The following is a 26545-nucleotide window of genomic DNA, read 5'->3' as shown; positions in this document are numbered from 1 at the left end:
GAAAAGCAGCTGTATAAAATATAGTCTATTATCTTTCAATCACTTAGCGGCCACCACAGAAACGATCTAAGTCCTGTGCATCGCACAATCTATAGACTTAAGGAAAAGCTTAGAAGGCTGTGAAGAACTTTCGCAGGATAGCGCGATTACCCACGTAGGTAACCGCTCATTATCAATCATGTAACCTAAAGGTTCCAAATGAGTTTAATCTTCTGGTATTTCTATCTCGACATGGGAAACTGGTTTCATACAACAAGCCAGAATTTCATCACCCACGGTGTCATATAGCGCATCCTGAACCTCTTCAACTTCGCCCTCAATCAGGCGAACCCGGCAGCAACCACAGTAACCACCACGGCAGTTATAAGGTGCGGGAATCTCTTGTGCCTCAAGCGCATCCAGTAGAGAAAACTCATACTGATAGAAAAAAGTACTGTAATGATTAACTTTTATTCTTGGAATTCCAGACATCACCTGTTCCTTAGGTCCTTCAGCCTCAGAGGTCGAAATCGTCGAAGTCGTCATCTGCCACTTCATTATCAATCGCTCCTACCAGATACGAGCTGATCTCAGCTTCCTGCGGTGCAACCTGCACGTTATCGCTGACCAGCCACGCATTCATCCATGGTAGCGGATTTTGCTTAGCCGGAAAAATCTCTTTCAAGTTCAGCGCTTTCATCCGCACATTAGTAATATATTCAACATAGTCAGCCAAAATACGAGCATTAAGACCGATCATAGAACCATCTTTGAAGAGATATTCAGCCCACTCTTTTTCCTCCTCAGCCGCTTCTCTAAAGATCTCATAAACCTGTGGTTCACACTCTTTGGCAATCTCTTTAAAGTCAGGATCGTCGGCACCGGAGGCCAATACATTCAACATAAACTGCGTACCAGTCAGGTGCAGTGCTTCATCCCGGGCAATCAATTTAATGATCTTAGCGTTACCTTCCATAATCGCGCGCTCTGCGAAGGCAAAAGAACAGGCAAAACTAACGTAGAAACGGATCGCTTCCAGTACGTTTACAGAGACTAAGGTCAGATAGAGCTTGGTTTTCAGGGTTCGCATGCTGACATCGTAGGTCTTACCATCGATAGTATGCTGACCAGCCCCCTGAATCATGTAAATAGTCATTATCTCAATGAATTCATCGTACAGTTTGGTAACACTCTTGGCTCGTTTAACGATCTCTTCGTTAGTCACAATCTCATCGAATACATCAGCCGGTTCCGTCATGATATTACGGATAATGTGAGTATATGAACGACTATGGATAGTCTCACTAAAGGACCAGGTTTCCAGCCAGGTTTCCAGTTCAGGCAAAGAAACTATCGGCAAAAAAGCGATATTAGGCGAACGCCCCTGCACAGAGTCAAGCAGGGTCTGATATTTCAGGTTACTGAGAAATATATGTTTCTCATGTTCTGGCATCACCATGAAATCTTTACGATCGGTCGACAGATCAACCTCTTCAGGACGCCAGAAGAAAGAAAGCTGCTTTTCAATCAGCCTTTCAATAATCGGGTACTTCTGTTTATCGTAACGGGCGATGTTGACGCTATGACCGAAAAACATCGGTTCTTTAGTGGCATCATTGAAAGTTGGATCAAACGTTGAATATAGCATTTCGTCTCGATACTCTTGCCCTGATTACAGGGTGACAAAACTAACGACCGGCGGTTGTGACACACCGGCCTGGAATTCTTCACACAGTTCGTGCTGCCAGCATCAAAGCTTGCAGGCACCACTTTCACAACTACCTGTCATATCATCATGTTGATCGGTCGCGCCATCACGGGTGTTATGGTAGTAGAGCGTTTTAACACCGTATTTATAAGCGGTAAGCAGATCTTTTAGCAGCTGCTTCATCGGCACCTTATCACCTGGAAATTTAGCCGGATCATAATTGGTATTAGAAGAGATCGCCTGGTCGACAAACTTCTGCATGATACCCACCAGCTGCAGATAACCTTCATTGGTAGGAATATCCCACAACAATTCATAGTCATCTTTCAGTTCAGCATAATCAGGAACCACCTGTTTCATCACACCGTCTTTACTGGCCTTGACGCTAACATAACCGCGTGGCGGCTCAATACCATTAGTCGAGTTGGTAATTTGAGAAGATGTCTCGCATGGCATCAGCGCTGTCAGGGTACTGTTACGCAAACCAAACTCACGGATGTCTTCACGTAAAGTTTCCCAGAAGTAGTGCAGCGGTTCATCACAGAACTCATCTACTTCACGCTTATAGGTATCAGTCGGCAGAATGCCTTTCGCATAATTCGTTTCGTTAAACAACTTACAGGGGCCCTGCTCTTTAGCAAGCTGATTAGACGCTTTCAGCAGGTAATACTGAACCGCTTCAAAAGTCTTGTGGACCAGACCGTTAGCAGAACCATCAGAGTAACGTACGCCATTCTTCGCTAGATAATAGGCAAAGTTTGTTACACCTACCCCAAGAGTACGACGGTTCATAGAGGCTGTGCGGGCAGCTTCAATCGGATAGTCCTGATAATCCAGCAAGCTGTCTAATGCTCGTACGATCAGATCAGACAGATTCTCCAGCTCATCGAGACTTTCCAATGCTCCCAGATTAAATGCCGACAGAGTACAAAGTGCAATTTCGCCCTTCTCGTCGTTGATATCATTCATCGGTTTCGTTGGCAGTGCGATCTCGAGACAGAGATTTGATTGTTTAATCGGTGCAACCTTAGGATCGAACGGACTGTGAGTATTACAGTGATCAACATTCTGAATATAGATCCGTCCAGTCGATGCACGCTCCGAAGCCAGAATACCAAATAGCTCAACCGCTTTGATGGTCTTCTTACGGATACTTTCATCCTGCTCGTACTTCACATACAGACGCTCAAACTCATCCTGGTCGGCAAAGAAAGCATCATATAGCCCTGGAACTTCATGGGGACTAAACAGCGTAATATCGCCGCCTTTGATTAGACGGGTGTACATCAGCTTATTCAGTTGAACACCATAATCCAGATGACGAACTCGGTTCTCTTCAACACCACGGTTGTTCTTAAGAACTAATAACGATTCAACTTCAAGATGCCATAACGGATAGAACAAAGTTGCAGCACCACCACGGACGCCACCCTGCGAACAAGATTTCACAGCGGTCTGAAAGTACTTATAAAACGGTATACAACCAGTGTGGAAAGCTTCACCACCGCGAATAGGGCTACCCAACGCACGAATACGACCTGCATTGATACCAATACCTGCACGCTGACTGACATATTTAACAATCGCACTCGCGGTTGCATTAATCGAATCAAGTGAATCGCCAGACTCAATCAGTACACAGGAGCTGAACTGACGTGTCGGCGTTCGCACACCCGCCATAATTGGCGTAGGCAAGGACAATTTAAACAGAGAGCAGGCATCGTAGAAACGTTTAACGTATTCCAGGCGACTCTCTTTCGGGTAGTTAGCAAACAGGCAAGCAGATACCAACATATATAGAATCTGCGGGCTTTCATAAATCTCGTGGGTGACACGGTTCTGAACCAGGTACTTACCTTCCAGCTGCTTAACTGCAACATAGCTGAAGTTCATATCCCGACCGTGATCAAGGTATTCATTAAGCTGATTGAACTCGTCTTCGCTATAATCTTCTATCAGGTGCTTATCATAACGGCCAGCATCGACCATCTGCGCCACATGGGTCATCAGATGTGGGGGCTCAAAGCTGTCAAAAGCGCGCTTACGCAGATGAAAGATAGCAAGACGTGCTGACAGGTACTGATAATCCGGCGCATCTTCTGAGATTAGATCCGCAGCTGATTTAATCAGTGTTTCGTGTATATCTGCGGTTTTAATGCCATCGTAAAACTGAATATGTGCCTTCAATTCCACTTGAGAGACTGAGACATTCTGAAGGCCGTGTGCGGCCCAGATAACTACTCGGTGAATTTTCTCCAGGTCCAGAGTTTCCTGACGACCATCCCGTTTCGTTACCAATATGTCCTGCATTTCGCTTTCCCAAGTCTGAAAATTATGGTGTATGAAGGCTTCTTAAATGGCCTTTCAAGGGCGGGACTAGGCTCATTGATCCATTAGACCTAAAAATCCCTGATGTTGAATTTGACCCAACGACTGACTTGTAGCAGTAACCGGTTAAGCACACTACATGTTGTGCGCGCCAAAACAACAGCCACTAAATATAGATATAAACGAGTTAATTACAATACTTGATTTTGACTTTTTATGGGTGTAGCCAAACGCTAAATTTTGGTCAAAAGCCCGTGCCATCAGCGTTACAGAAAATTACTTAAAAATTGAATAATTTTAATTAAAATCAAAAAATTCATAAATTTTGATAATGATCAAAATACCCTACCAATCTGTGCAAAAAGTTTGCTCTTTCTGCTTTACAGCCGGGTCACAAATCAATAGTATACGCGCTCCTTGTGGTGGGGTTCCCGAGTGGCCAAAGGGATCAGACTGTAAATCTGACGCGCGAGCTTCGGTGGTTCGAATCCACCCCCCACCACCATCGAATTCGATACGAAATTGCCTCGTTAACCAACGGGGCTTTTTTGTGCCTCCAATATTTGATGGGGGGGGATGAGAACCACTAATGTGGTTCGAGCCGAAGCGAGCCTGCGAGCGGAGACAACGTTGCGGCGCCTTTTCGCAACGGCCCGAAGGGGAATAATCCCCCCCCCACCACCATCGAATTAAAAACAAAAACGCCTCGCAGCTTTTCGCGGGGCGTTTTTGTTTTTATCGTTTGGTAATGAGTTCGCACCACCGAAGGTGGTTTGAGCCGAAGTGAGCCTGCGAACGGAGACAACGTTGTGCGCTCTTTTCGCAACGGTAATCCACCTAGACGCGACTTCGTCAATTACTCTGTCTGCAACGTCAAAAGCTTCAAGCAGCTTCTTCACGACTAATCCAACAACCTATTCAATTGAACCCTATCTTAGTAACAGCAATTACTAGCCATCTGCTCCCTCCAACCTAACAGCGCTCTTCCGGACAACGGACAAGTCACGCACCTTAATGACGCTCGGACATCGAACCACTGCTTTAAAGCCCCTCCTCACATCAATAACCTGCAGATTAATTCATTCACCCTCTGTACCTTGTCGTTATCCTGTGCCAATGTGTGGGAAATATGTAATAGCGTCTGGAGAATCACAATATGCCTTGCACAAACGACATTCTTGAAGAGATCAACATGCTTATTCGGTTTAGCCAGAGCAGCGATCATCAGGGATTGAAAGTTCATCATGACGTAGCTGCGCCTGAACTGGTGAATTCAACACAACGTCTATTTGATAAAAAACTGATCACTTTGTTTGACGGTGGCTACCTAACCCCTCTGGGCCATGAAGCAGCAGACAAGGCCCACGCTCTTTTAAATATTCTGGATTCTGGAAAATAAAACCCGACTATGGATCAACCAGAAATCATTATCGAAGATATCAACGTTTGGGAAACCCAAATGTTCACCGTGCAAAATCCACTGCACAGCGATATCCGTGAGCCACTGTTAAAACTGATTTACAACCTTAGGGATAACCAGCAGCAAGCCATAGAGAGTGAGGTTGCACCTACAGCCAAGCATGCTCTCTATGAAAGCACTCTGGATCTTCTTCAACGCCCGGAATCGGTGATAGGAGAGCTTCGAGAGTTTATTGAAGACATGCTTATCACCGTTGCCAGCGCCGTTAATGAACCTTTCTGGCCGGAAGGTGCTCAGGCGCGAGCAGATATTGTTGAATCCTGGTTTCATGTTACTGAGAACGGCGGCTACCACGATACTCATGCCCACCCTAATTGCTCCTGGTGCGGCATCTACTATGTGGATGCTGGTGAGTGTGACATCAGTAGTCGAAACGGCATCAACCGCTTCTACGACCCTCGTCACGGCGCTGATCAGTATCTGGATGCCGGCACCGCTTATCTTAATGGAACCGGCAGTTGGGATTTCGAAGCGGTAGAAGGACAGGTAGTCATATTTCCTTCATACCTGAAACATGCAGCCATGCCCTACTTCAGCAAAAAAGATAGGGTAGTTATCGCTTTCAATAGTCAGATTCATTTTCAGGAATAGAATATCGGAGCCCTCAATGAAACAGATTCTGGTTTACGCAGATTCACTCAGCTGGGGCATCATTCCCAATAGCCGTAACCGTTTTGATTTCCACCAGAGGTGGCCTGGAAAGCTTGAACAACTCCTGTCAAAAGAAAGCAAAAGCATCCGGGTCATTGAAGATTGCCTGAATGGTCGCAGAACAGTTCTGGACGATCCTTTCAAGCCGGGAAGAAACGGTTTGAAAGGCCTGCAACAACGCATCGAAATCAATTCACCATTAGCCCTCGTTATCATCATGCTGGGTAACAATGATTTCCAGAGCTCTCATAATTTCAAAGCAGCGGAAGCCGCTCAAGGGGTTGCCGCGCTGATACCGATTGTTCGCAAAGCGCCTATTGAGCCAGGCATGCCGATGCCTGAAATCCTACTGATCAGCCCTCCTCCAATCACCTGTCCTAAAGGGGCCATAGCAGCTAAGTTCAAGGGAGCTGAGTTAAAGTGGCCCGGTTTTAACAAGGAACTTGCACGGGTTGCGAGTGAAAACCGGTGTTACTTCTTTGATGCAGGCACAGTAATCAACGCCAGCAGGGTTGATGGAATACATCTGGATCTGGAACAACATCAACAACTTGCGATCTCAATAAAGCAGCAGGTCATTGATATTTTCAGCGCTAACTGAACTTCTTTTACGATTATTAATCTGACTAGATCATTCATTCTTTTCAAATACAGGAACAACCATGCTCAACACCTTCACCTGCTTCGTTCGTAGTCAGTGGTACTGGCTGGCCATGATACTCACAGGTCTCGCGATGGAAGGAATAGCTCTTTATTTCCAGTATGGTCTGGACTACGGTCCCTGCGTGCTTTGTATCCATGTACGAATCTGGGTGATGGCTTTTATCCTGCTCGGTGTCGTGGGACTGCTATGTAGAAACAGCCGACCCCTTAGTATTTTCATAAGCGCACTGACTGTTATTGCTGCAATCGGTTTGAGTGAACGTTCCTGGATGACATTTGCCATTGAGCGTAATCTGATCGAGGGTAGCTGTACTATGGGTGCTGGCCTGCCCGACTGGTTTGCACTAGACCAATGGTTTCCCTCTATTTTCGAGCCCTGGGAACTTTGTGGCTGGACCCCTGAATTACTGTTTGGAATTACCATGGCCGAGGGATTACTGCTAGCATCTGGACTGGCAATTCTGACCACTATTTTCACAACAGTCACTTTAATTAGAAAATCCTGAATGAACCTTCCAATCCATCGTATGCCCATATACTCTGATATGGGCATAAACAATCAACTCAGGGGTATTACTCACCGATTCTTTTAATTTCCGTGGAAAACCGTTGTAGTTCGATAAGAGAAAAATCAGGTGGATGCGCGACCCATATGGACAGGCTTATGCAGACATGAAGGACAAGAAAATCATTTTCTTCGGCCCGGTCGGGGCAGGAAAAACCACTGCCATTGACGCTGTCACCCATAGCGACAATGCTACGACTGACGCCCGTGTATCTGATAGCAGTGTCAGACGTAAAAAAAGCACTACCGTTGCCATGGATTACGCATTACTAGATACCGGCAATGAACGTATCCACCTTTACGGGACACCGGGACAGGAACGGTTCCGGTTTATGTGGGAAATGATTACCACAGAACTTGCCCACGATTGCAGTGGACATATTATGTTATTAGATAATGCCCGTAATCATCCCCGCCAGGATCTTGAGTTTTACCTGCAAAATTTCCGCACTTACAATCCTAAAGTTCGATTAGTTATCGGCATCACCGGAAGCGACCTGATACAAACGCCATCCCGGTCAGATTATGCAGGCTGGCTAGCTGAGCTGGAAATCAACGCACCACTTTTTTTTGTTGATGCCCGAAGAGCTGAAGATATACATATGCTAATTGATGAGGTCCTGCAGTCTGAAAAGCCCGTAATTCAGGCCTCCCCCTCTTCTTCTGCATGGGAATCTGAAGAGGAAATGAGTATTGATGAGCTGTTTTCAACAGCCCCACAGTTCCCGGTATTTACGCCTGGGCTCGTTAATGATATTGAAAAAATTGATCAGGTCACCGGCACCGCACTGATCAACAATGACAACCTAGCAGAGTACTCCTCCCTCGAAAAAACAGAACTCGACATACTCCAGCAGTTCTCGTCTGAAATCCCCCGGGTACGCCGACGAGTCGATGATTTTGGCGCCGTGGAAAGCTTTCACCTGAGTACTCAGTCCGGTGATCATTTCACGGTCTTGGTGGCTGACAATCAACTATTGGGAATTCACTGTAAGGGCCAGCTAAGCATGCTATCGCTCAAGCAAGAGATCGATAACCTCATGCAGTGGAGCAAATCCACTTCGCCTATTAGTGCATGATATATAAGTTTATATCGAAAACATCTTTAACTATCCGATGTTTATACTTCAGACCGATTGCACTTAGGAGACCTGTCTCTGTACAATTCCTGACCTTTTTACACTTTATTCTAAGGAACCTTTCAAGTGCGTCTGGCAGAAATTGAAACGATAACACTCAACGTTGGCCTTGTGATTTTCGCCGCTTATATATTCTTCATCATCTATGATCTGGCTAAAAAATCGAAGGCCGGCAAATTTGGCACTGCGGTTTTGTTCTTTGCTCTGGGATTAGGCTTGGCTGCATTCCTGGTCAAATCGGTTGCTGTTTATATGATAGAAGGCTAAAGGATAAAACGAGCTAAAGAGGCCCTCCTTGCGGTCACTCAGGCTGGCTTATGATTCGATCGCTTCTAGCTCAAAACCCGGCAAATTTATTCTGAACGCCCGGCCAAACCCCAATATCAGCCGCCCACGAACAGGGGTCAATCTGAACAACACAAAATCAGGCAAGGTACGCAAAAGATCGACAGTAGACCCATGTCGTTGACGATAGAGATCCATCACCGGTTCATAAGCCTTCGCATCAACCTTCACCTCTGAAACATGGCACTGCAAAGTCATCCGGTTTCGGGCAAACAGATTACGACTATCTGTCTCATCTTCAATCAGCATCACCCCCACCGCCGATGAATTAATCAGGTTTTGCGTATGACTGGCGAGTTGACTCACAAATATAAACAACACTCCTTCGTCAAAAAGAAAGGGCGAATAACTGGCTTCTGGCCCATCTTGACCCAAAGTAGCCAGCTGCAGCGTTTTGCACCGTTCGAGCAAATTGATCAGCTGTTGCCCTGCCTGTTCAGGCGCTTGCCGTTCTTCCTTTCTGCTCATTTAACATTCTCTTTTAATTGATTCCCCGGTTATAAATATGCCCATAAGACGGAAGACTAACGTCTAAGCGGCAACATTTTCATAACCGATAAATAGTAGTCCCATATAAAACTGCGCAACATAGCAGCAGAAACAAAACACCTGGACGCATCTTTTGCAGAAAACTCGGTAAGCACTTAACGTTAAAGATATATGCCGAGGTTAGTAACATTAAGCAGCCAGAAATCAGGGCCGCCATACCCCAAAACTCAGCATAATGCTGCATGGCATACCAAAATACATTCCAGCTGCCCGCTGAAAAAACCACAAACGCCATTGTTTTTCTAAACCAAGCAGGTAATTTCTGCACTGTACGCAATACTGGTAATCGAGTCGCAAATAGCCCTCCTATCACCATGCATCCCGTCATAATTGTTCCCATTGGAAGCACACGACTCTCCTCATCAAAATAATATTGGTTTTGCATCAAGGCTGAAAATAGCCTCGCGCCTATTGTAGAGGAAGAAATTAGTTGTTCAGTTCAATTTTTAGTTAAAACCATTCCTGTATGGACAGCTTATATTCACTCTGGAAGCAGATTGCAGCCTGACTATCATAGGAGCGCCCTATACTCTGGCGGTAAAAAGCACCAAAGCTAACGCTAAAACGAATAAATGGCTGTCAACTGATACAACACAAAGCAACAAAGATGCAATTCAGTCAGCGGATACCCAGCCTGTTCAGCCGCTTATTTATTTTCCTTTCTGCTCATTTGCTATTCTCTGTTAATTTAGTTAACCCTATTATAAATATACCCCATAGGGCGAAAGATTGACGTATAATCAGCGGCGTATTCAGACTGACAGGGTTCTAAAAATGCAACAAAAAGTGGTTAAAGTTGGCAACATCTCTATCTCGAATGAGACACCGATGGTTCTGTTTGGCGGCATGAACGTTCTGGAATCCCGGGACCTGGCTATGCAGATTGCTGAACACTACGTGGAAGTCACCAACCGACTCAACATTCCCTACGTGTTTAAAGCCTCTTTCGATAAGGCCAACCGTTCATCGCTTACCTCTTTCCGCGGGCCGGGCCTGGATGAGGGGCTGAAAATTATGCAGGAGATTAAAGAAACCTTTAATGTCCCTTTAATTACCGATGTGCATGAACCCTATCAGGCAGCACCTGTCGCTGAAGTCTGCGATATTATCCAGTTACCCGCTTTCTTGTCTCGCCAAACGGATCTGGTGCAGGCAATGGCTGCTACCGGCGCAGTGATTAATATAAAGAAAGCCCAGTTCCTGGCTCCTCAGGAAATGAAGCATATCCTCAGCAAGTGCGAAGACGCAGGCAACAGCAACCTGATTCTTTGTGAGCGTGGCAGCAGCTTTGGCTATAACAACCTGGTTGTAGACATGCTGGGGTTCTCTACCATGAAAGAGATGGGTTATCCGGTCATGTTTGATGCAACTCACGCCCTGCAAATGCCCGGTGGACGAAGCGACTCAGCTGATGGCCGACGCGCACTGGTGGCACAGTTGTCCCGTGCTGGACTAGCTCAAGGAATTGCCGGACTGTTTCTTGAAGCCCATCCCGACCCCACTAAAGCAAAATGCGACGGCCCTTGCGCATTACCTTTGGATAAGCTTGAACCCTATCTGGCTCAGATGAAAGCAGTTGATGAGCTGATTAAAAGCTTCCCTCCACTCGTGACCGAATAGTTCTTAGAGCGACCCCCTAAGGGTCGCTCAACCTCTCTCAGCTATAAACACTCTCAACTCTGAAAATATATCTGTCGTTTTGACAACTCTGACCCTTAACTCTTTGTAAGCCTTACTCTATTATCGAGTAATATCAGCAGATATTATCGATTCAAGGTGCACAGGAATGGCGACGACAAACGAACCGATCTACGATGGGCTTGAATCTGGTCAGATCATTGGTCCAGATCATCATCAGTTCAAACTGACATCACAATTAAAAACCAATCGTTTTGGCCAGCTATGGCACGCCGAAGATCTGTCTACCAGTCTTTCAGTACCCGTCACCCTACAGGTTTTTAACCCTGCGCTGCTTAAGCATCAAGGGTTTATTGAAGCCGCCCAGAAACACATCGTCCTGAGTAAAAAATTCAAACACCCTCATCTTGCCGAATATTACGGAATGTTTCGTCAAAAAGGGGTGCTATTATTTTTTGCCATGGAACTGTTAGATGGACTAACACTGGAACAGTTAATTAGTAGCGGACAAGCCCGAAAACTGAAAGACAACCAGAAAAAAGGATTACTACAGCAGCTAGCCACGGCGATAGATAATGCTCATGCGGGAGCTGGCCAGGCTCATAAAGGGATCTGCCCTGAGTCAATATTTATCAACAAACAAGGAGGAGTAAAGCTTGCGGATTTCGCCTTTGAAGAGGCTATGACTATCGCAGGGGAGCTGAATAACACCCCCTCTTCACACCTTACTTTCCAGGCCCCTGAAGCCTTTCATCCTACCCCGATTTCTATAGCCGCTGACATCTATTCTTTCGCCTGTATCGTTTATCAATTGCTCAGTGGTAAAGCACCATTCAAACCCAATGATGATGAGATGACCCGGGTCCGTAAAGAACTTAAAAAGCCCGCATCACTGAATCAAAATCAATGGGAAGTTCTTCAGTCAGCTTTTTCGACAGACCCGGAGCAACGTCCTCAGAAAGCAGGCCTGCTGTTCAAACAAATTATCAATGCAGGCGACGAAGTAGATGAAGAGGAAGCCCCAGAACCCCTTTCAGCAACACCCCGTAAAAGACGCAAAATTGGCATGTTCTCCATCCCTGAATGGACAGTACCCGTCTTTATTTTCTGTTTCGGTTTTCTACTGGGTTTTGTTATCGCTTTCGTTCTCGGAATGCAAAATACCCATCAGATTGAACAGGCTCTCAACCAAACACGCATAGAGCTTCTGAAAGTACAGGAAGACATTACAGGCCTTCAGCAAACATTGAGTCTTGAGCGTGAAGAAAGAACCTCGGAAACTGAAACGCTACAAACCGCGTTAAGTAAGAAGATCAACGAAGTCGATACTCTTCACAAAGAGCTGTTAGATATAAAATTTGCCGACCCAGATAAACTAACCGTTTTCACAGACCAGCTGCCTGAAGGATTTAAAGGACCTCAGATGGTCATTATTCCCCGGGGCAGCTTCACAATGGGTGATCAGCAACTGATCGGCGATGACAACGAGCGGCCTGCCCATCAGGTGATCATTAGTAAACGGTTTGCCCTCTCCCGCAATGAAGTCACTTTTAACGATTATGACTACTACGCCCGCACTATGGGCCGCCCGCTGCCTGCAGATGAAGGTTGGGGCCGAGGAAACAGGCCGGTCATCAATGTTAGCTGGCTGGAAGCAAAAGCTTATGTGCAGTGGCTCTCTTTACTGACTGGCCAGCCTTACCGTTTACCTACAGAGGCAGAGTGGGAGTATGTAGCACGCGCGGGTACTGACACCAACTACTGGTGGGGAGATAAGCTAGAACAGGAACGTGCGGTATGCAGTGAGTGCGGAACTGAATGGGATGGACGAAAGACAGCACCTATTGCATCGTTCCCACCCAATTCATGGAGCATTCATGATATGAACGGTAATGTTGATGAATGGGTTGAGGACTGCTATCAGGATTCTTATTTCAATGCGTCAAAAGATGGCGCCGCGATGATCGACGGCACCTGTGAATTCCGGGTTATGCGTGGCGGCTCCTGGTTTGATATTGGTCGAGTAATTCGTTCATCAAGTCGTTATCGTCATCCTCCAGGTAGCACGAAGAATAGCTGGGGATTCCGCATAGCACTCGACCTGTCCGATACAGCAACTGAGGAATAATTGATGTACAAACATCTTATATCAGGCCTGAACGGTAGTTTGATCTGCGCTCTGCTCATCAACGCTCCGCTGACTCTGGCAACACCGCTGACAGTCGACTTAGAAAAACAGCAGGACCTGAGTATCACCCTCTACAATCAAAATCTAGGACTGGTACGGGATGTTCGTAGCCTACCCCGCATTAATCAGGGACAAACGCTCTACATACGCGATGTTAGTCATCAGATCATGAGCCAGACGTTACAGGTTGAAAATGCAGGAAAGATTCTGGAACAGAATCTGAATAACAATCTTATCTCGGTACCAGCGCTGTTGCAGGCATATACCGGCAAAAAAATTCAACTGGCCCGTTTCAACAGTGTCAGCGGTAGTGAAACGATCAAGGATGCTTGGCTATTAAGTGCCAATGGTCAATTCGCGTTGGTAGAACATCAGGGAAAGATTGAAACAATACCGGTCAATCAACAGGGCTGGCGCTTTATATTTCCGGCTATTCCGGAAGGAATGCAAGCCCGCCCCAGTCTGGAGATCCGTTCTGAAGGAACCAGCAAAGCTAGTGATGCAGTACTTACCTACCTGACCCAGGGGCTCAGCTGGCAGATGGATTACGCACTGGTTTTAAATAGTAAAGGCGATCGTCTGAACCTGGATGGCCTTGCCACACTTAATAACCAAACCGGTGTAGACTTTCGCAACAGCAAAGTGCTGCTAATGGCTGGTCAGGTTAACCAGCCTCCGGAGCAGCTTATACGCCGGCATAAAACAGCCATGGTGATGGCAGACTCAATCTCTGAAAGCGGAACTCCGGAAGCCTTTCAAGATTATCAGTTATACCGCCTGCCACAGCGAGCAAACTTGCTTAATGGCCAGACCAAGCAAGTCAGCCTGATCAGTGCAGAGAAGGTTAAGGCAGACAAAAGCTATCACTATCAGATGCAGGTTTACCCCTCACTTGACCGGCAGCTTTATGATCAGAAACCAGATATTAGAATCAGTTTCACTAATACGGAGAGTCAGGGTCTGGGATTCGCTTTGCCTGCGGGTAACGCCCGGGTTTTCAGCCCGGACAGCGAAGGTAATCGTCACTTCATTGGCAGTGCCAGAATCCGCAATACCAGCAAAAGCCAGAAGGTTGAATTGCCAATAGGCAAAGCGTTCGACCTGACGATTAAGCGGCAGCAGAGCCTGTTTAAAAAGAATTATGATTCTTTTCAAACAGGCCATGAACTGGAATTGATCAACAGCAGTGATCAGGTAAAACAGATAAGCATCACGGCCAATTTTCATCAAGACTGGAAAATTACCGACAGCAGTCACTCTTATACAAGAGTCAATGCCAGTCAAAACCGTTGGATTATCGATCTTCCAGCGGACAGTAGCACCCAGTTAAATTTCAAGACCGAAATAAAGAAGCTCTAAGATTTTAACGATGAAGCTGTAATCATCAGCTTACTATACATACAACATACACCCGGTTACTCAGCCGGGTGTATCAAGCAATTAGAAATGACCTTCTTCCAACTTATTTAACCAGTATGCAGCGTCTGCTCCAGACTTAGCCTGCTCCAGCTCTCCATTATTATAGACATCAACCAGCCGCCTAATCGCTAACATATGACCGCTATCCGCCGATTTGCGGTAATACTTAACCGCCTTATCTGGATTAACAGGGTAGTTTTGATACCCCTCTTCAAAGATCTTCCCCATCTGATAGGCCGCTTTACTGTCGCCTTTATCTGCGGCCAGCTCAATGTAGATAACACCCTGTATTCGATTCGTCACCCCCTCTCCACGAAAAAGTAACAGGTGGCCGTATACAGAGAGCGCCCGAACACTGCCATTATCGGCGGCATAACGGAATAATTTCATCACTAACCGATGTTTAATCTGAGATTTTTTAAACAGCGGAAAGCGAAACAGCTGGAAAGCGAGCCAGCCCAAAAGCGGAGCAAACAAGGTCATAAACAAACGCATCTGATTACCATCTTACAAAACTATAGAGAGTCGTTACAATATCAGAATTCTCTAATATTTAAACCGCCAATAAAAAAGTAGGGCTTACATACCGCCCCGCCTCAATAACGATTATATACAGACTTGCCATACTCAAGAGTTTAGGCTTAAATCATTATCAGTTTAACTATAGAAAATACATTTTTTATATCTCAAAGGAATAAGCTAAGCTATCCAATCTACCTTTGAGCAGTACCGGAGACAGATGTCCGGTCAGTCATTAAATCGTTACAGGAACCCTAATGAAAACATTTGAAGATAACTCCCTGACGATCGGTGAAACACCGCTGGTTCACCTGAATCGAATTGCACCGGGGAAAAAAATCTACGCCAAACTTGAAAGCCGCAACCCGGCAGGCTCAGTAAAATGCCGCATTGGCGCAAATATGATTTGGGCTGCAGAAAAAGATGGTTCTCTACAACCCGGCATGACCCTGGTAGAACCGACCTCGGGCAATACCGGTATCGCACTAGCATTTGTTACCGCGTCACGGGGCTATAAGCTGGCACTTACTATGCCATCCTCTATGAGCATCGAGCGACGAAAGTTGATGAAAGTATTAGGGGCTGAGATTATCCTGACAGAACCAGCCAAAGGGATGAAAGGCGCCATCGATAAGGCTCAGGAGCTGGTCGATAGTGACCCGGATACCTACCTGATGTTACAACAATTTGAGAATCCGGCTAACCCTCAAATACATGAACAGACAACCGGTCCGGAAATATGGAAGGATACCGATGGCCAGATCGACATGTTGGTGTCCGGCGTAGGTACCGGCGGTACTATCAGTGGTATCTCCCGTTATATCAAACAGCATAAAGCGATAACCTCTGTTGCTGTAGAACCTACCGCTTCCCCTGTTATCAGCCAGACATTAAATGGTGATGACGTTAAACCCTCACCCCATAAAATTCAGGGTATCGGTGCGGGCTTCGTACCTAAAAACCTCGATCTGTCCATTGTCGATCAGGTAGAGCAAGTCAGTAACGAAGATTCGATAGAGATGGCTCGCCAGCTGATGTTAAAAGAGGGCATTCTGGCAGGAATTTCTTGTGGCGCAGCACTCACTGCAGCGGTTCGATTAGCTGACCTGCCTGAAAATGCAGAGAAAATGATCGTTGTTATTCTACCTGACTCAGGTGAGCGCTATCTGTCAACGGCCCTGTTTGATGGGATGTTCACTGAGAACGAATTGGTTCAGTAACTTGACCAATCGATATTGAAAATATAAAAAAACCGGGCCAAGCCCGGTTTTTTTATTGAAAATCTCTAATGATAGTAAGGGTTAAGACACCATTTTCCGAATTTCATCATGACTAGGAAAAGTAGAAAGGTGATCGACGAAGGTCCGTCCATCACTCAACTTACGTATCGTATACCAACGCGCTTTGCGCTCTTCTCCTTTGAAATGACCATCCACTTCAAAGTTTTCACCATCTACACCTAACACTGCAATGGTTTTAGTAATCGCCTCGTTTTGCATAATCGGGCTCCGCTTTTATTATCTTGTCACTTTGCTTTTTAGCAGTCTCTCCCTTTAATCACCTATCTCGAATGAACTCTCTTAGATGAGAAGCCTCTCACGATGAGCAATAGCATCTCAAAACTGCTGCAGTCTATTCTCCAGAATATTTTGCATATTCCTTAAAGCTTAGCTTAGAACAGGTGTTTTACAAGCCAGTGACAGTTTACTGAAGCTTATGTGACCACTGGGGTAGCCCTCTTAACGATAGACAAAACAAAGCTATGCCTGGGACTCCAACCAGTCAATCGATGGCGCAAAAAATGCTTGCCCAGTTACCGCCTGGCTATAGTGTAAGAGATGATCATGGTTTCCAGCCCCATCGCCCAAAATCATACTCTCCAGCATCTGCGTAAAGGGCACGGGTGAGCGAGCGTAAGAAGCAAATAACAGCCCCCTTTGACTCAGGTTACCGTAGGGCATGCTGTGCCTCAAAATCTCAACAGACTTACCCTGTGCATCTTTCAGCGAGGTTCGTTTGGTATGTGAAAACGGAGCTTTATCTGCGCTGGCGTATTCCCTATTATCCGCTTTGGTACGACCTAGTATATCTTCCTGCTGCTTCACAGATACTCGATTCCAAGCCTCCAGATCATGTTCATAGCGCTGCAGATGCAAATAGCTACCGCCACTGAATACTGGATCGTTATCCCCTACCAGAGCCACTTCTGCACGATGATCTCCCTGAGGGTTCTCAGTACCATCCACAAAACCGGTCAGATCCCGGCTATCTAGGTAGCGAAACCCATGAACCTCCTCAATGAGAGTCACACTTTCCGCTAACCGGCTTTGCAATAGCACTGCCGCTTCATAATTCAGATCATGTCGCTCTGAGCGGATATGCAGCAGTAGATCCGCCGGAGTATGTGGCGCATCTAAAGCCTGATCTTTCAGCGCAGGAAAAGCGGCCAATTCCGAGGGCCTTGCGCCCGGATTTAACCGGTCCCAAAACTCACTACCAATAGCAATCGTGATATGTAGATCGGCCTCAGGATAGCGCTGCCTGAAAGACAATTCAGTCGCAGGAATACCTGACAGCACCTGTCGAAGATTTACTATCGAATCAGTTTTAGAATTGATATTCAGGGTAATAAAAAGTGCATCGGTGTTAGCTTCAGCGATAACACCCGATTGAAAGCGGGCCATAACGAACTCCATATCAAATTAAGCCTTAGAGCGGTGCGAATAAGCCCAGTATATAAAGAGATTGTTCACAAGTAAGCTTAGCTTTATTTATTGAGCTGATTTACACAATCTATAAGCTATTTAACGATACAGAACATCGCTACCATATTTGAGCTCCAGCGGCAGACGTTCCTTACGGGTCATCCCTTTTACTACCAGGCCATAGGAACGATCGATCATACGCTCCAGTTCACCTGCAGGAATACTGCCATCAAGCAGTACAGTATTCCAATGACGTTTATTCATATGAAAGCCCGGCGATACGGCACTGAAAATATCCCGCAGCATTTGCGCTTCATCAGGGTTACATTTGAGATTCATCCGGGCTACCCCGGCTTCAGAAGAGAGCGTGGCAAACATCTTATTGCGAACTTTCATCACCGCGACATCGGGATAAAAAGGGAAATCTTCCCAGGCTTCCTGACGACTTAGCATATAAGTACGGGCGGCCTGATAATCCATAGATAATATCCTTTAATAAGCTCTGATATCTGCTCTAATACCACCCCTGTGACCGGGCCTATTTATCGTTTGCCACCGGCCGCTGTGGATCACGAATCCACTCACTCCAGGAGCCAGGATAAACTTTTGCGCCCTTAAGCCCGGCATGCTCCATCGCCAACAGGTTATGACATGCTGTGACGCCTGAGCCGCAATAGTGTGCTACCTCGTTTGATTCATAACCTTCGATAAAACCAAGCCACTCCTGCTGCAAAGTTTCAACGCTTTTAAAACATCCATCTGCGGTCAGGCTTAACTGTAGTGGACGGTTAACCGCACCTGGAATATGCCCGGCTACTGGATCGATTGGTTCCTGTTCACCTCTATAGCGTTCCGGGGACCGGGCATCAACCAATAACCCGTCAGAAGTGAAGCCAGCAACCTGCCCAAGTGGCAATATCATTGAAAGATCAGGCTCGCCACTAAATGTCCCGGGAGATACTGAAGGCAGCTGATCTGAAACATCCCCACTAGCGTTAGTCCAGGCAGGATAACCACCATCCAACACTGCCACTGTAAAGTGCCCTAACACCCGAAACAACCACCAGGCTCTGGCAGCCATCGCTCCGCCGCAGTCATCATAAACCACAACCTGAGTATCACTGTTTACACCACAGGCGCGGATTTTTTCTGCCAGCTGAGTAAAACTGGGCAGCGGATGACGACCGGAATCAGTTGTTACAGGCGCTGAAAGATCATGTTCCAAATGGAGATATCCAGCACCTGGAATATGCCCTTCAAGGAAGACCTGCTTCCCCTGATGAGGAGCGGTTAGGTAGGATCGGCAGTCCAAAACCACTGTTGCAGAGCTTTTTTCCTGTAACAGGTCGCTTAGTTCTGACACTGAGATCAATGTGGTAAACATCAACTAGCCTCCTTGAAAATTTCTATCAGGGTTCACTTTTTAAGGTTTAGCCTAATAAACCAGCAAACTCTTCGCGTAACAGATCCAGTTCATTCTGAGCTTTCTGTTTGGCTTTTTTCTTCAGAGACTCGATCGCTGACTCTTTCTCTGAAACAAGCAACTTAGCTTCTGCAGCACTGTCTTCTGCATTGTTTACCCGATCCAGCATCGGCTTTAGTTGCATTAAGATAGCACGACGGCGACCCTCTTCAGCCCGGGCAATCTGCTCAGCAGACTGCTCTTTATCTTTCTTAGCTTCCTGCTGAGCACCGGCTTCAGGCTGCCAGGTTAATGGGCGGATACCCACAGCCACACGAGCTTTATCCAGGAATGGTGAGGCGTGACGACGGGCCTTCTCTGCACCTTTATGAAGTTGCTGTTCAACATAGCCGAGGTCACCCATCAGGCGATTATATTCACCCCGTGGTTTAGTAAGATAACTGTCCAGATACTCAAACAACTCTTTCTTAGCATCACCCCAACCAATACCATTCTCAAACCGGGTACGCATCTGTGCTTGCTCAGCAACAGAGGCAAAATTAGCATACAGCTGGAATATCGTGCTGTTGTCTGCATCTTTAGGTTCGCCAGGCTCAAGAGCATCGGTCTTAACCTGCTTGATCAACTTATACAGTTCATCTGAAGAGCAGAACAAAGGAATCGTATTATCATAGCTCTTAGACATCTTCCGTCCATCCAGACCCGGAATAAGCTGCGTCTGCTCATCTACCTGAGCTTCAGGTAGATTAAACAGCGTGCCATAGGTGTGATTAAAACGACCAGCAATATCCCGTGCCATCTCGATATGCTGAATCTGATCTTTACCTACCGGAATAATATCGGCGTTAAACATCAGAATATCTGCCGCCATCAGTATAGGGTAGCTAAATAATCCCATAGTGACGTCATCGTCATCCTGTCGACCCGCCTCACGGTTGGCATCAACAGACGCCTTATACGCATGGGAACGGTTCATCAGACCTTTAGAGGTCATACAGGTAAGAATCCAGGTCAGCTCTGTAATCTCAGGTATATCGGTCTGACGGTAAAAAGTCGCCTTATCAGTATCTAAACCGAGCGCCAGCCAGGTAGCCGCGATTTCCCGGGTAGAGCTGGCCACCCGCTCGGGATCATGACACTTAATCAACGCATGGAAATCAGCCAGAAAGAAAAAACTGTCATTATTGCTGTTCAGACTGGCTTCTATTGCGGGCTTAATGGCACCTAGGTAGTTACCAATATGTGGGGTACCGGTGGTTGTTATACCGGTCAGAACTGTCTGCTTGGTCATCGGATTATCTTTTTCTGAAAGCTAACTAAAATTGCGCCTTATAATACAAGAAAATCGATGTTATCGCCTCTGAAATCAATAGAGTATCCCTTAGAAGGGTTTTTTCAGACAGTGATCAGTGGTACAAATAGCCATCTCTTATGTAAGGAATGATTATGTTAGCGCTTTTCCCTTCGTTTATTGTCCTCGGCTCACTGCTGGTAACACTGTTTATTATGCTCAAACGGGCACCCGATCGTCAGCCAGGTACGATTGTCAGTGGGATCATTATGACCGCCCTCTGTTTCGTCGGCGGGATGCTGGTCTCAGCGATGTATACCCGCGCGGTTGGTAATGAGAACGCAGACCCGCTCATTATTTCGATACTGGTCGTTATAGGCACTTTTTGCGCCCTGGCAATCTATATCAAGTTGGATAAAAAGCAGAAGCTGGTCCGCAAACAAGACAGTAACGATTAAGCTTATCACTACAGCCTTTGACAAAGCCTCTGTCCTGACCAAGACTGTAAAGACAGCCAGTCAATAACGGAGGTTTCAATGGACAGATCAGTTCATACTATGAACACCCTGTTTGAGCAGCTAGGGCTGCCCGGCGAAGATTCATATATCGATCAGTTTATCCGCACCCATACCCTTTTCAGTCAAAAAATCAGGCTGGATGAGGCAACATTCTGGACGGCCAGCCAGGCCAATTTTATCAAAGAGAGCCTGGACAACGATTCGGACTGGAGTGAAGTGGTGGACCAGCTTAACGTACAGCTCCACTCCTGAGAAACAGCTAGAAAGCTCAGAACTATCACACTGATAGCGACAACTAATCAGGTCAGCTCTTCCCAGTGCTGGCCTTTTTAGTTTAGGATCAGATCATTATCCGAAAATGACACAAGAAAACTATGCTACTAGTTATCTCCCCTGCAAAAAATCTCGACTATGAGACTCCGGCCACAACTAGCCGCTTTACACAGCCACAGCATCTGGAGCATTCCAGCCAGCTGATTCAACAACTGCGCACCTATTCAGTACAGGATATAGCCGAGCTGATGAAACTCAGCGATAAGCTTTCAGCACTCAATGTTGCCCGCTATGAAAGCTGGTCGCAGCCCTTTAACAGCGATAATGCCAAACAGGCAGTGCTGGCATTTAACGGGGATGTATACAGCGGCCTTAATGCACAAGATTTCAACGAAGACGAATTAGATTTCACCCAGAAACATCTGCGCATTCTGTCAGGCCTGTATGGCGTACTAAAGCCGCTGGACCTGATGCAGCCTTACCGGCTGGAGATGGGCACCAAGCTAGCGAACGGCCGCGGACAGAATCTCTACGCGTTCTGGGGCGATATTGTCACCGACGACCTGAACCTATCTTTGACAGAAGAAGAACAACCAGTACTAGTTAACCTGGCATCAAATGAGTACTTTAAGTCAGTTAAGCCTAAAAACCTCCAGGGCAGAATGGTCACCCCTGTGTTTAAGGACTGGAAAAATGGACAATATAAAATCATTAGCTTCTTTGCCAAGAAAGCCCGCGGGCTGATGTGTCGCTACGCTATTAAAAACAAGATCACCGACGCTGAGCAGCTGAAAAACTTTGATCTGGGTGGCTACCAATATGACGAAAGCCTTTCTAAGGAAGATACCTGGGTATATACCCGTAAAGAGATTTAATTAGAGAAAACCGTTCGCTTAAACAAAAAACGCAGCCAATGGCTGCGTTTTTTTATAGCTAAACTTCAGCAATCAAGGCTGCTGAATTCCTACAATAACCCAATCAGAATCATCTCCGTTCATCTCGCGACGCAGATGCCAGATCTCACTAAACTCTGTGGTTTCATCACTATCTTCTTTAAGCCAGCCATAGAAGTTAACTGAAGCGATAACATGATCATCATTATCGATAAAGTTAGCCATTTCAGCCATCACAGAAACAACTTCTGTCTTCTGGTCTGCCGTCTGTTGAGCTCGCTCCTGCTTGAGTGTCTCTAACAGCTCAGGCGTAGTGTAGGTTTGAATGTCATCCCAGTCACTTCGGTCCCAGGCTTGTTGCAAGTGAGTAAAGTGTCCTTTGGCCCCCTCGACGAAAGCTTCCTCATTAAACCACTCAGGTAGTGACAAAGGTTCAGAATCAAAACCCGCACCGGCTGCCGGCGGCACATTCTGATATGTTTCACTCTCAGACTGTTGTTCCGTTTCTGGTTGCTCGCGTTGATGGCCCGCATACTGCGGTTGCTGAGCCCGCTTCATCCCAGCGAAAATTTTCACCGCGACAAAAATCAACAGACCAATGAGTAGAATATCCATAAACTGAATACCGTCAAAAGCACCACCTAAGAAAAGTGCACCTAACAAACCACCGGCTAACAAGCCTCCCATCAGTCCACCAAAACCACTACGGCGCGGCTGACCTGCCTTATTAGCTGTTCCACTGGCTGGGGCTGCCTGCTGTTTTGAAGGAGCGGCAGGCTGAACACGCTTAGGTGACTTGAAAGACTTACCCAAACTAAAACCACCACCGAAACGTTTGGCTTCAGCATCAGGCACTAACATGCCAAAGCTGATAATCAGGGCAAAAAATGAAACCAACAGTGTTCGCATAGAAACTCCTTCGCAGAATTTAAGGCACTCAGTACACAACCTGTATTACGCAGGTGCCTTTTTATCATTGTGTTTGCGACCGGTAATGATCGCCAGATAGATTCCGCTGAATATTAGCCCCATCCCTATAAAATGGAAAGGCTCAACGGTTTCATTAAGAAAGATAACTGACAGAATCAGACCAAACGGCGGCATCAGGTGAATAAACAGACCGGCTTTAGCTGCCCCCAGTTGAGCAACACCTCTATTCCAAAAAAGGTAGGAAAGAATTGAAGGGCAAATTGCCATATACAAAATAGCCGATAAAGTAGAAGAACTCCACACTGGCCGTTCACCGGCAAGAACCTCCGTCAGCATAAACGGGAATAGCACCAGTACTCCGATCATCACAGTGAAACCAAAAAAGGTTAAACCATCCAACTCAGCAGGCTTCCAGCGAAGCAATACTGAATAAGCGGACCAGCAAAGCACCGCGGTCAAAACCCAAAGGTCACCACGATTAAAAGAGAGTGTCAGCAATACCTGCGGATCGCCCTTGGCCACCAGCATCAATACACCGGTTAACGAGAGACAAACACCAAACCACTGCCGTCGAACAACCGTTTCTCCCAGAAACCATGATGTTATTACCAGAATAAGTATCGGTATTGCCGACTGCATCAGCGTCGCATTAGTCGCCTGCGTGGTTTGCACCCCCATATAGATAAAGGAGTTAAAACAGACCACTCCGAGCACAGATAGTAGTACTAGAATCGGCAAGTTAGCCCTAATCAGCACCCGCTTGCGCCAGATACGTGGCAGCACAAAAGGCAATATGATAAGTAACGCTAACCCCCAACGCATAAATGACATCGTCAATGGCGGAAAATCAGCGTGTATTCCGCGGGCAGTCACAAAGTTACCGGCCCAGAACAGAACAGTCATCGTCAGAAAGAAATAGGGCATCAGACTCGCTTCAGTAGTTTAGCCAAAAGGTTATGACTGGGCTCTTCCCCGGTCTGTAGATAGAAGAGAATATTGTAGTTATTAATACTCCAACTCATCTGATCACTGGCGTCAGCAAGACCGCAGAACAATATTTGGTCACCTTCTTCCAAAACGGTCAACTCACCAGGTAAAAGTTTCAAATCACCGTTGCGTCTTAACATCAGTGGGAAACAGCGAAGTTGATCCTTGCGATGACGAGGGTCTTTCATCAGGACACTCAGTTTCACCGGCGTAGATTCGGCCGACACAGCTATGATTGCCGGCGTTTCGGCTTCATTCACCGTAATAGACCAACTATCCAGCTCTCTATCATCAGCAATATTACTCATCCGGTTCAACAACGTATGCGCCCAGACATCGTCCTGTTGCTGCATCTGTTCAATGAACATCGGTAGTAGCGGTGTTTTAAGTTTTGCCAGAATCCGGTTTGCGATTATCCGTCCCGACTCCATAATAAAATCAGCATTCGAGTTCTTATAAACCAGTGTATTGGTATTCAGGTTCTGACGAACTACCGTGACTAATTTCGGGTTCAACTCATGTGCGGTCATAATGATCGACAGGTTATCTGCATCATTATCTGTGCCGGCGATGATGCCTACAGCATCACGAACCCCAGCTATCTCAAGGGTCGCAGCCTCGGTTCCCAGACCGACAACCGTATTTTTATAATTTTTCAACTGACGCTCATCATCATCCAACAGCACCAGTTCCACATCATGCTTTGCAAACTCATAATAGAGCGCCTTACCGAAACGACCCAAACCACAGATAATCCAGAGTCCACTGGTTTTTTTATAAGCGCTGGATAGCGGTCGATGGTCGGGATTAATTAACCAATCATAGACCAGATGCATATAGGGTGAATGAGCCGCTAAAGACAGGTATTCGGCATAGGCTCTGAATGGATCGACAATATGATCGGTACCAAAAGATGACAGGTTACGCGCATTTACTTCTGACTCAGTCCGGGACACAACCACCCGCTGAGGTGCTAGCAACTTACTGGCAATTGAGATTGATAGATTCACATTGTCGTTATTAGTCAACGCCAAAACACCCACACAGGAAGCATGCTGCAAGCCTGCATCGTCTAGCGCTTCAGGGAGCGAAGCATCAGCACAAAGCCCTGGTACCCTAGTCAACAGATCATCCATTTCAAGTCGATCGATACGCTCTTGATCAATATCGATCACAACCGCACGAATCCCTCGTTCGCTGAGTTTTTTGATAATGGCGCTTCCCGTTATGCCGTAGCCACACACCAGATAGAAAGGTTCATTGAAATTACTGACTTCGTTTACGAAGGAGCGACGTCGTAACATCCGCCCGAATACTGGTTCCTGAAACAGCGCTAGCAGCGAACCAATACTGTACAGCCAGGAGATAACCGTTCCGTAAATTGAAACCAGCGTCCAGACACGTTGTGCCGCAGTGAAAGCATAGGGAATCTCACCAAAACCTATAGTTGATCCCATGAAACTAACGAAATAGACAGCATGGAAGAAATCCATATGCCAGACATTACCCTGGTCATCTTGACCAGGAATGATGACGAACCCAACAGTGGAGACCGAATAGATAACGATCAGAATGATCAGGGGTTGCCGCAGTCTACGCAGCAGCAGATAGAAAATATCGTTCATGCTGGTTCGCCTTTAACGACGTACAACAATCGTCTCGACCATCAGCAGAATCACCGACACTACGTTAGCCAGCAACGCTCCGCCGGACAAAGATACAACGCTGCTAATCATTTCGGGAGTAACACCATCAACCGATATTTGTGCACCATAGCCCCAAATCATTGCCGCCACTACCAGCTGGAGGTCAGCAACCAGACTGGTTGCCAGCATCAATGCGCCTATGTGAGTTCGATCACCAAACTTGAGTACCGTACAGATCATACTCACCACAATAGCGGCGAAGAATTCAAATACATTATGGTGGGCTAGGTTCTCTATCTCACCGAGAAAGAAACCGAAATTCAAGGTTAGTGCCAGTACTATAAAAAATGCAAAAATTACCTTTTCGCGATTCATAGAATCCATCCCAAAGTCTGAGTAGTGTTTTTAAACAAAGAGTAATAACAACAAAAGCTTACTACAGAGGATTGTAAAGCATCCGGTAATAATAGAGAAATCATCGAACCAACTATCAAACCCCTTGTCGAACACTTAATCGCTTGTGATCTTAAATAACCAAAGTTCAAAGGCATATAACAAAACAACTGGTTAAAAAATAGACAGTATTGAGATTTTTAACTATCCTTATACGCTTATGTCGGCTATAACGCTAAAAAACGTAAAGCCAACTAAGCTCATCTGGTAGCTCTTCAGCTGTGCTATTTTCCTATTTTCGTAAAGTTTTAAATC

28 protein-coding genes, 1 tRNA gene and 1 other RNA gene are annotated in these 26545 nt (G+C 46.2%); 15 read left to right on the top strand and 15 right to left on the bottom strand.

Going from position 1 to position 26545, the window contains the following annotated elements:
* Window positions 1-204: 204 nt before the first annotated feature.
* The 3 genes from QZZ54_RS08975 to nrdA form a co-directional block, all read right to left on the bottom strand.
* On the bottom strand, window positions 205-537 hold the full coding sequence (locus QZZ54_RS08975; RefSeq protein WP_290701829.1) for a 2Fe-2S iron-sulfur cluster-binding protein: 333 nt from the start codon (window positions 535-537) through the stop codon (window positions 205-207).
* Window positions 497-1627: a class Ia ribonucleoside-diphosphate reductase subunit beta gene (gene nrdB, locus QZZ54_RS08970; protein ID WP_290701827.1), complete on the bottom strand. Its 1131-nt coding sequence runs from the start codon at window positions 1625-1627 to the stop codon at window positions 497-499. The genes QZZ54_RS08975 and nrdB overlap by 41 nt, the downstream gene beginning before the upstream one ends.
* A gap of 102 nt (window positions 1628-1729) precedes the next feature.
* Entirely contained in the window at window positions 1730-3997 is a 2268-nt protein-coding gene (gene nrdA / locus QZZ54_RS08965; protein WP_290701823.1) for a class 1a ribonucleoside-diphosphate reductase subunit alpha, read from the bottom strand.
* A gap of 439 nt (window positions 3998-4436) precedes the next feature.
* On the opposite strand from nrdA, the gene QZZ54_RS08960 reads away from it, so the two are divergent.
* The 8 genes from QZZ54_RS08960 (at window position 4437) to QZZ54_RS08925 (ending at window position 8780) form a co-directional block, all read left to right on the top strand.
* Window positions 4437-4520: transfer RNA gene (locus tag QZZ54_RS08960), tRNA-Tyr, on the top strand.
* Window positions 4521-4570: 50 nt separating this feature from the next.
* A non-coding RNA gene (locus QZZ54_RS08955) (RtT sRNA) lies at window positions 4571-4699 on the top strand.
* Between the two features lie 472 nt (window positions 4700-5171).
* Window positions 5172-5414, top strand: a complete 243-nt coding sequence (locus tag QZZ54_RS08950) for a TIGR02647 family protein (protein ID WP_290701821.1) — start codon at window positions 5172-5174, stop codon at window positions 5412-5414.
* Between the two features lie 9 nt (window positions 5415-5423).
* Window positions 5424-6086 (top strand): TIGR02466 family protein, encoded by a 663-nt coding sequence (locus QZZ54_RS08945; protein ID WP_290701818.1) that lies wholly within the window; start codon window positions 5424-5426, stop codon window positions 6084-6086.
* A gap of 16 nt (window positions 6087-6102) precedes the next feature.
* Window positions 6103-6747, top strand: a complete 645-nt coding sequence (locus QZZ54_RS08940) for an SGNH/GDSL hydrolase family protein (protein WP_290701815.1) — start codon at window positions 6103-6105, stop codon at window positions 6745-6747.
* A gap of 61 nt (window positions 6748-6808) precedes the next feature.
* Entirely contained in the window at window positions 6809-7315 is a 507-nt protein-coding gene (locus QZZ54_RS08935) for a disulfide bond formation protein B (protein WP_290701812.1), read from the top strand.
* 166 nt (window positions 7316-7481) lie between these two features.
* A complete protein-coding gene (locus QZZ54_RS08930) occupies window positions 7482-8453 on the top strand; it encodes an ATP/GTP-binding protein (RefSeq protein WP_290701809.1) in 972 nt (323 codons plus the stop codon).
* Window positions 8454-8579: 126 nt separating this feature from the next.
* Window positions 8580-8780, top strand: coding sequence for a DUF2788 domain-containing protein (locus tag QZZ54_RS08925; protein ID WP_290701806.1), 201 nt, complete (start codon window positions 8580-8582; stop codon window positions 8778-8780).
* Between the two features lie 48 nt (window positions 8781-8828).
* Here the strand turns inward: QZZ54_RS08925 and QZZ54_RS08920 are convergent, their stop codons facing one another.
* Both QZZ54_RS08920 and QZZ54_RS08915 read right to left on the bottom strand, forming a co-directional pair.
* Window positions 8829-9326 (bottom strand): pyridoxamine 5'-phosphate oxidase family protein, encoded by a 498-nt coding sequence (locus tag QZZ54_RS08920; RefSeq protein ID WP_290701803.1) that lies wholly within the window; start codon window positions 9324-9326, stop codon window positions 8829-8831.
* A 79-nt stretch (window positions 9327-9405) separates the two neighbouring features.
* Window positions 9406-9792, bottom strand: coding sequence for a hypothetical protein (locus QZZ54_RS08915; RefSeq protein WP_290701800.1), 387 nt, complete (start codon window positions 9790-9792; stop codon window positions 9406-9408).
* Window positions 9793-10181: 389 nt separating this feature from the next.
* On the opposite strand from QZZ54_RS08915, the gene kdsA reads away from it, so the two are divergent.
* From kdsA to QZZ54_RS08900, 3 genes are all read left to right on the top strand, one after another.
* Window positions 10182-11027, top strand: coding sequence for a 3-deoxy-8-phosphooctulonate synthase (kdsA, locus tag QZZ54_RS08910; protein ID WP_290701797.1), 846 nt, complete (start codon window positions 10182-10184; stop codon window positions 11025-11027).
* Window positions 11028-11193: 166 nt separating this feature from the next.
* Window positions 11194-13173, top strand: a complete 1980-nt coding sequence (locus tag QZZ54_RS08905; protein WP_290701794.1) for an SUMF1/EgtB/PvdO family nonheme iron enzyme — start codon at window positions 11194-11196, stop codon at window positions 13171-13173.
* A gap of 3 nt (window positions 13174-13176) precedes the next feature.
* Window positions 13177-14592 carry a hypothetical protein gene (locus QZZ54_RS08900; protein ID WP_290701790.1) on the top strand — a complete coding sequence of 472 codons (1416 nt, stop codon included), beginning with the start codon at window positions 13177-13179 and terminating at the stop codon, window positions 14590-14592.
* Window positions 14593-14673: 81 nt separating this feature from the next.
* Here QZZ54_RS08900 and QZZ54_RS08895 read toward each other — a convergent pair whose 3' ends face one another.
* Window positions 14674-15147 (bottom strand): sel1 repeat family protein, encoded by a 474-nt coding sequence (locus QZZ54_RS08895; RefSeq protein ID WP_290701787.1) that lies wholly within the window; start codon window positions 15145-15147, stop codon window positions 14674-14676.
* A gap of 281 nt (window positions 15148-15428) precedes the next feature.
* Here QZZ54_RS08895 and cysK point away from each other — a divergent pair, with 281 nt between their 5' ends.
* Window positions 15429-16391: a cysteine synthase A gene (gene cysK, locus QZZ54_RS08890; protein WP_290701784.1), complete on the top strand. Its 963-nt coding sequence runs from the start codon at window positions 15429-15431 to the stop codon at window positions 16389-16391.
* Between the two features lie 81 nt (window positions 16392-16472).
* Here the strand turns inward: cysK and QZZ54_RS08885 are convergent, their stop codons facing one another.
* The 5 genes from QZZ54_RS08885 to QZZ54_RS08865 all read right to left on the bottom strand — a co-directional run bounded on the left by QZZ54_RS08885 (window position 16473) and on the right by QZZ54_RS08865 (window position 20590).
* On the bottom strand, window positions 16473-16670 hold the full coding sequence (locus QZZ54_RS08885) for a hypothetical protein (protein WP_290701781.1): 198 nt from the start codon (window positions 16668-16670) through the stop codon (window positions 16473-16475).
* Between the two features lie 261 nt (window positions 16671-16931).
* The gene (locus tag QZZ54_RS08880) at window positions 16932-17855 is read right to left on the bottom strand and encodes a Dyp-type peroxidase (protein WP_290701778.1); all 924 of its coding nucleotides are present in this window, start codon (window positions 17853-17855) and stop codon (window positions 16932-16934) included.
* Window positions 17856-17975: 120 nt separating this feature from the next.
* Window positions 17976-18356 (bottom strand): MmcQ/YjbR family DNA-binding protein, encoded by a 381-nt coding sequence (locus QZZ54_RS08875; protein ID WP_290701774.1) that lies wholly within the window; start codon window positions 18354-18356, stop codon window positions 17976-17978.
* A gap of 58 nt (window positions 18357-18414) precedes the next feature.
* Window positions 18415-19260, bottom strand: coding sequence for a sulfurtransferase (locus QZZ54_RS08870; RefSeq protein WP_290701771.1), 846 nt, complete (start codon window positions 19258-19260; stop codon window positions 18415-18417).
* Window positions 19261-19306: 46 nt separating this feature from the next.
* Window positions 19307-20590, bottom strand: a complete 1284-nt coding sequence (locus QZZ54_RS08865) for a tryptophan--tRNA ligase (protein ID WP_290701769.1) — start codon at window positions 20588-20590, stop codon at window positions 19307-19309.
* 155 nt (window positions 20591-20745) lie between these two features.
* Between QZZ54_RS08865 and QZZ54_RS08860 the strand changes: the two genes are divergently transcribed.
* From QZZ54_RS08860 to yaaA, 3 genes are all read left to right on the top strand, one after another.
* Entirely contained in the window at window positions 20746-21048 is a 303-nt protein-coding gene (locus tag QZZ54_RS08860) for a hypothetical protein (RefSeq protein ID WP_290701766.1), read from the top strand.
* Window positions 21049-21126: 78 nt separating this feature from the next.
* Window positions 21127-21360: a DUF2789 domain-containing protein gene (locus tag QZZ54_RS08855; RefSeq protein ID WP_290701763.1), complete on the top strand. Its 234-nt coding sequence runs from the start codon at window positions 21127-21129 to the stop codon at window positions 21358-21360.
* Window positions 21361-21482: 122 nt separating this feature from the next.
* The gene (yaaA, locus tag QZZ54_RS08850) at window positions 21483-22256 is read left to right on the top strand and encodes a peroxide stress protein YaaA (RefSeq protein WP_290701761.1); all 774 of its coding nucleotides are present in this window, start codon (window positions 21483-21485) and stop codon (window positions 22254-22256) included.
* A 72-nt stretch (window positions 22257-22328) separates the two neighbouring features.
* On the opposite strand, the gene QZZ54_RS08845 is transcribed toward yaaA, so the two are convergent.
* From QZZ54_RS08845 to QZZ54_RS08830, 4 genes are read right to left on the bottom strand one after another with little or no spacing between them, the layout of a single operon-like run.
* On the bottom strand, window positions 22329-23183 hold the full coding sequence (locus tag QZZ54_RS08845) for a Tim44 domain-containing protein (RefSeq protein WP_290701758.1): 855 nt from the start codon (window positions 23181-23183) through the stop codon (window positions 22329-22331).
* Between the two features lie 45 nt (window positions 23184-23228).
* Window positions 23229-24128 (bottom strand): DMT family transporter, encoded by a 900-nt coding sequence (locus QZZ54_RS08840; protein WP_290701755.1) that lies wholly within the window; start codon window positions 24126-24128, stop codon window positions 23229-23231.
* Window positions 24128-25816 (bottom strand): TrkA family potassium uptake protein, encoded by a 1689-nt coding sequence (locus tag QZZ54_RS08835; RefSeq protein ID WP_290701753.1) that lies wholly within the window; start codon window positions 25814-25816, stop codon window positions 24128-24130. The genes QZZ54_RS08840 and QZZ54_RS08835 overlap by 1 nt, the downstream gene beginning before the upstream one ends.
* Window positions 25817-25828: 12 nt before the next feature.
* Complete coding sequence (locus QZZ54_RS08830; protein ID WP_290701750.1) at window positions 25829-26212, bottom strand: DUF6394 family protein; 384 nt, start codon at window positions 26210-26212, stop codon at window positions 25829-25831.
* Window positions 26213-26545: the final 333 nt, after the last annotated feature.

Origin of the sequence: Amphritea sp., from assembly GCF_016744155.1 — a bacterium.
GTDB lineage: Bacteria > Pseudomonadota > Gammaproteobacteria > Pseudomonadales > Balneatricaceae > Amphritea.
Note: the sequence above shows the minus strand (reverse complement) of the source record. Positions and strands in the feature narration are given on the sequence as shown.

Bases quoted from the DNA above. Each gene is read 5' to 3' on its own strand.
- QZZ54_RS08975 (WP_290701829.1), bottom strand. From the start codon at position 537: ATGAAGTGGCAGATGACGACTTCGACGATTTCGACCTCTGAGGCTGAA.
- nrdB (WP_290701827.1), bottom strand. From the start codon at position 1,627: ATGCTATATTCAACGTTTGATCCAACTTTCAATGATGCCACTAAAGAA.
- nrdA (WP_290701823.1), bottom strand. From the start codon at position 3,997: ATGCAGGACATATTGGTAACGAAACGGGATGGTCGTCAGGAAACTCTG.
- QZZ54_RS08950 (WP_290701821.1), top strand. From the start codon at position 5,172: ATGCCTTGCACAAACGACATTCTTGAAGAGATCAACATGCTTATTCGG.
- QZZ54_RS08945 (WP_290701818.1), top strand. From the start codon at position 5,424: ATGGATCAACCAGAAATCATTATCGAAGATATCAACGTTTGGGAAACC.
- QZZ54_RS08940 (WP_290701815.1), top strand. From the start codon at position 6,103: ATGAAACAGATTCTGGTTTACGCAGATTCACTCAGCTGGGGCATCATT.
- QZZ54_RS08935 (WP_290701812.1), top strand. From the start codon at position 6,809: ATGCTCAACACCTTCACCTGCTTCGTTCGTAGTCAGTGGTACTGGCTG.
- QZZ54_RS08930 (WP_290701809.1), top strand. From the start codon at position 7,482: ATGAAGGACAAGAAAATCATTTTCTTCGGCCCGGTCGGGGCAGGAAAA.
- QZZ54_RS08920 (WP_290701803.1), bottom strand. From the start codon at position 9,326: ATGAGCAGAAAGGAAGAACGGCAAGCGCCTGAACAGGCAGGGCAACAG.
- QZZ54_RS08915 (WP_290701800.1), bottom strand. From the start codon at position 9,792: ATGCAAAACCAATATTATTTTGATGAGGAGAGTCGTGTGCTTCCAATG.
- kdsA (WP_290701797.1), top strand. From the start codon at position 10,182: ATGCAACAAAAAGTGGTTAAAGTTGGCAACATCTCTATCTCGAATGAG.
- QZZ54_RS08905 (WP_290701794.1), top strand. From the start codon at position 11,194: ATGGCGACGACAAACGAACCGATCTACGATGGGCTTGAATCTGGTCAG.
- QZZ54_RS08900 (WP_290701790.1), top strand. From the start codon at position 13,177: ATGTACAAACATCTTATATCAGGCCTGAACGGTAGTTTGATCTGCGCT.
- QZZ54_RS08895 (WP_290701787.1), bottom strand. From the start codon at position 15,147: ATGCGTTTGTTTATGACCTTGTTTGCTCCGCTTTTGGGCTGGCTCGCT.
- cysK (WP_290701784.1), top strand. From the start codon at position 15,429: ATGAAAACATTTGAAGATAACTCCCTGACGATCGGTGAAACACCGCTG.
- QZZ54_RS08885 (WP_290701781.1), bottom strand. From the start codon at position 16,670: ATGCAAAACGAGGCGATTACTAAAACCATTGCAGTGTTAGGTGTAGAT.
- QZZ54_RS08880 (WP_290701778.1), bottom strand. From the start codon at position 17,855: ATGGCCCGCTTTCAATCGGGTGTTATCGCTGAAGCTAACACCGATGCA.
- QZZ54_RS08875 (WP_290701774.1), bottom strand. From the start codon at position 18,356: ATGGATTATCAGGCCGCCCGTACTTATATGCTAAGTCGTCAGGAAGCC.
- QZZ54_RS08870 (WP_290701771.1), bottom strand. From the start codon at position 19,260: ATGTTTACCACATTGATCTCAGTGTCAGAACTAAGCGACCTGTTACAG.
- QZZ54_RS08865 (WP_290701769.1), bottom strand. From the start codon at position 20,590: ATGACCAAGCAGACAGTTCTGACCGGTATAACAACCACCGGTACCCCA.
- QZZ54_RS08860 (WP_290701766.1), top strand. From the start codon at position 20,746: ATGTTAGCGCTTTTCCCTTCGTTTATTGTCCTCGGCTCACTGCTGGTA.
- QZZ54_RS08855 (WP_290701763.1), top strand. From the start codon at position 21,127: ATGGACAGATCAGTTCATACTATGAACACCCTGTTTGAGCAGCTAGGG.
- yaaA (WP_290701761.1), top strand. From the start codon at position 21,483: ATGCTACTAGTTATCTCCCCTGCAAAAAATCTCGACTATGAGACTCCG.
- QZZ54_RS08845 (WP_290701758.1), bottom strand. From the start codon at position 23,183: ATGCGAACACTGTTGGTTTCATTTTTTGCCCTGATTATCAGCTTTGGC.
- QZZ54_RS08840 (WP_290701755.1), bottom strand. From the start codon at position 24,128: ATGCCCTATTTCTTTCTGACGATGACTGTTCTGTTCTGGGCCGGTAAC.
- QZZ54_RS08835 (WP_290701753.1), bottom strand. From the start codon at position 25,816: ATGAACGATATTTTCTATCTGCTGCTGCGTAGACTGCGGCAACCCCTG.
- QZZ54_RS08830 (WP_290701750.1), bottom strand. From the start codon at position 26,212: ATGAATCGCGAAAAGGTAATTTTTGCATTTTTTATAGTACTGGCACTA.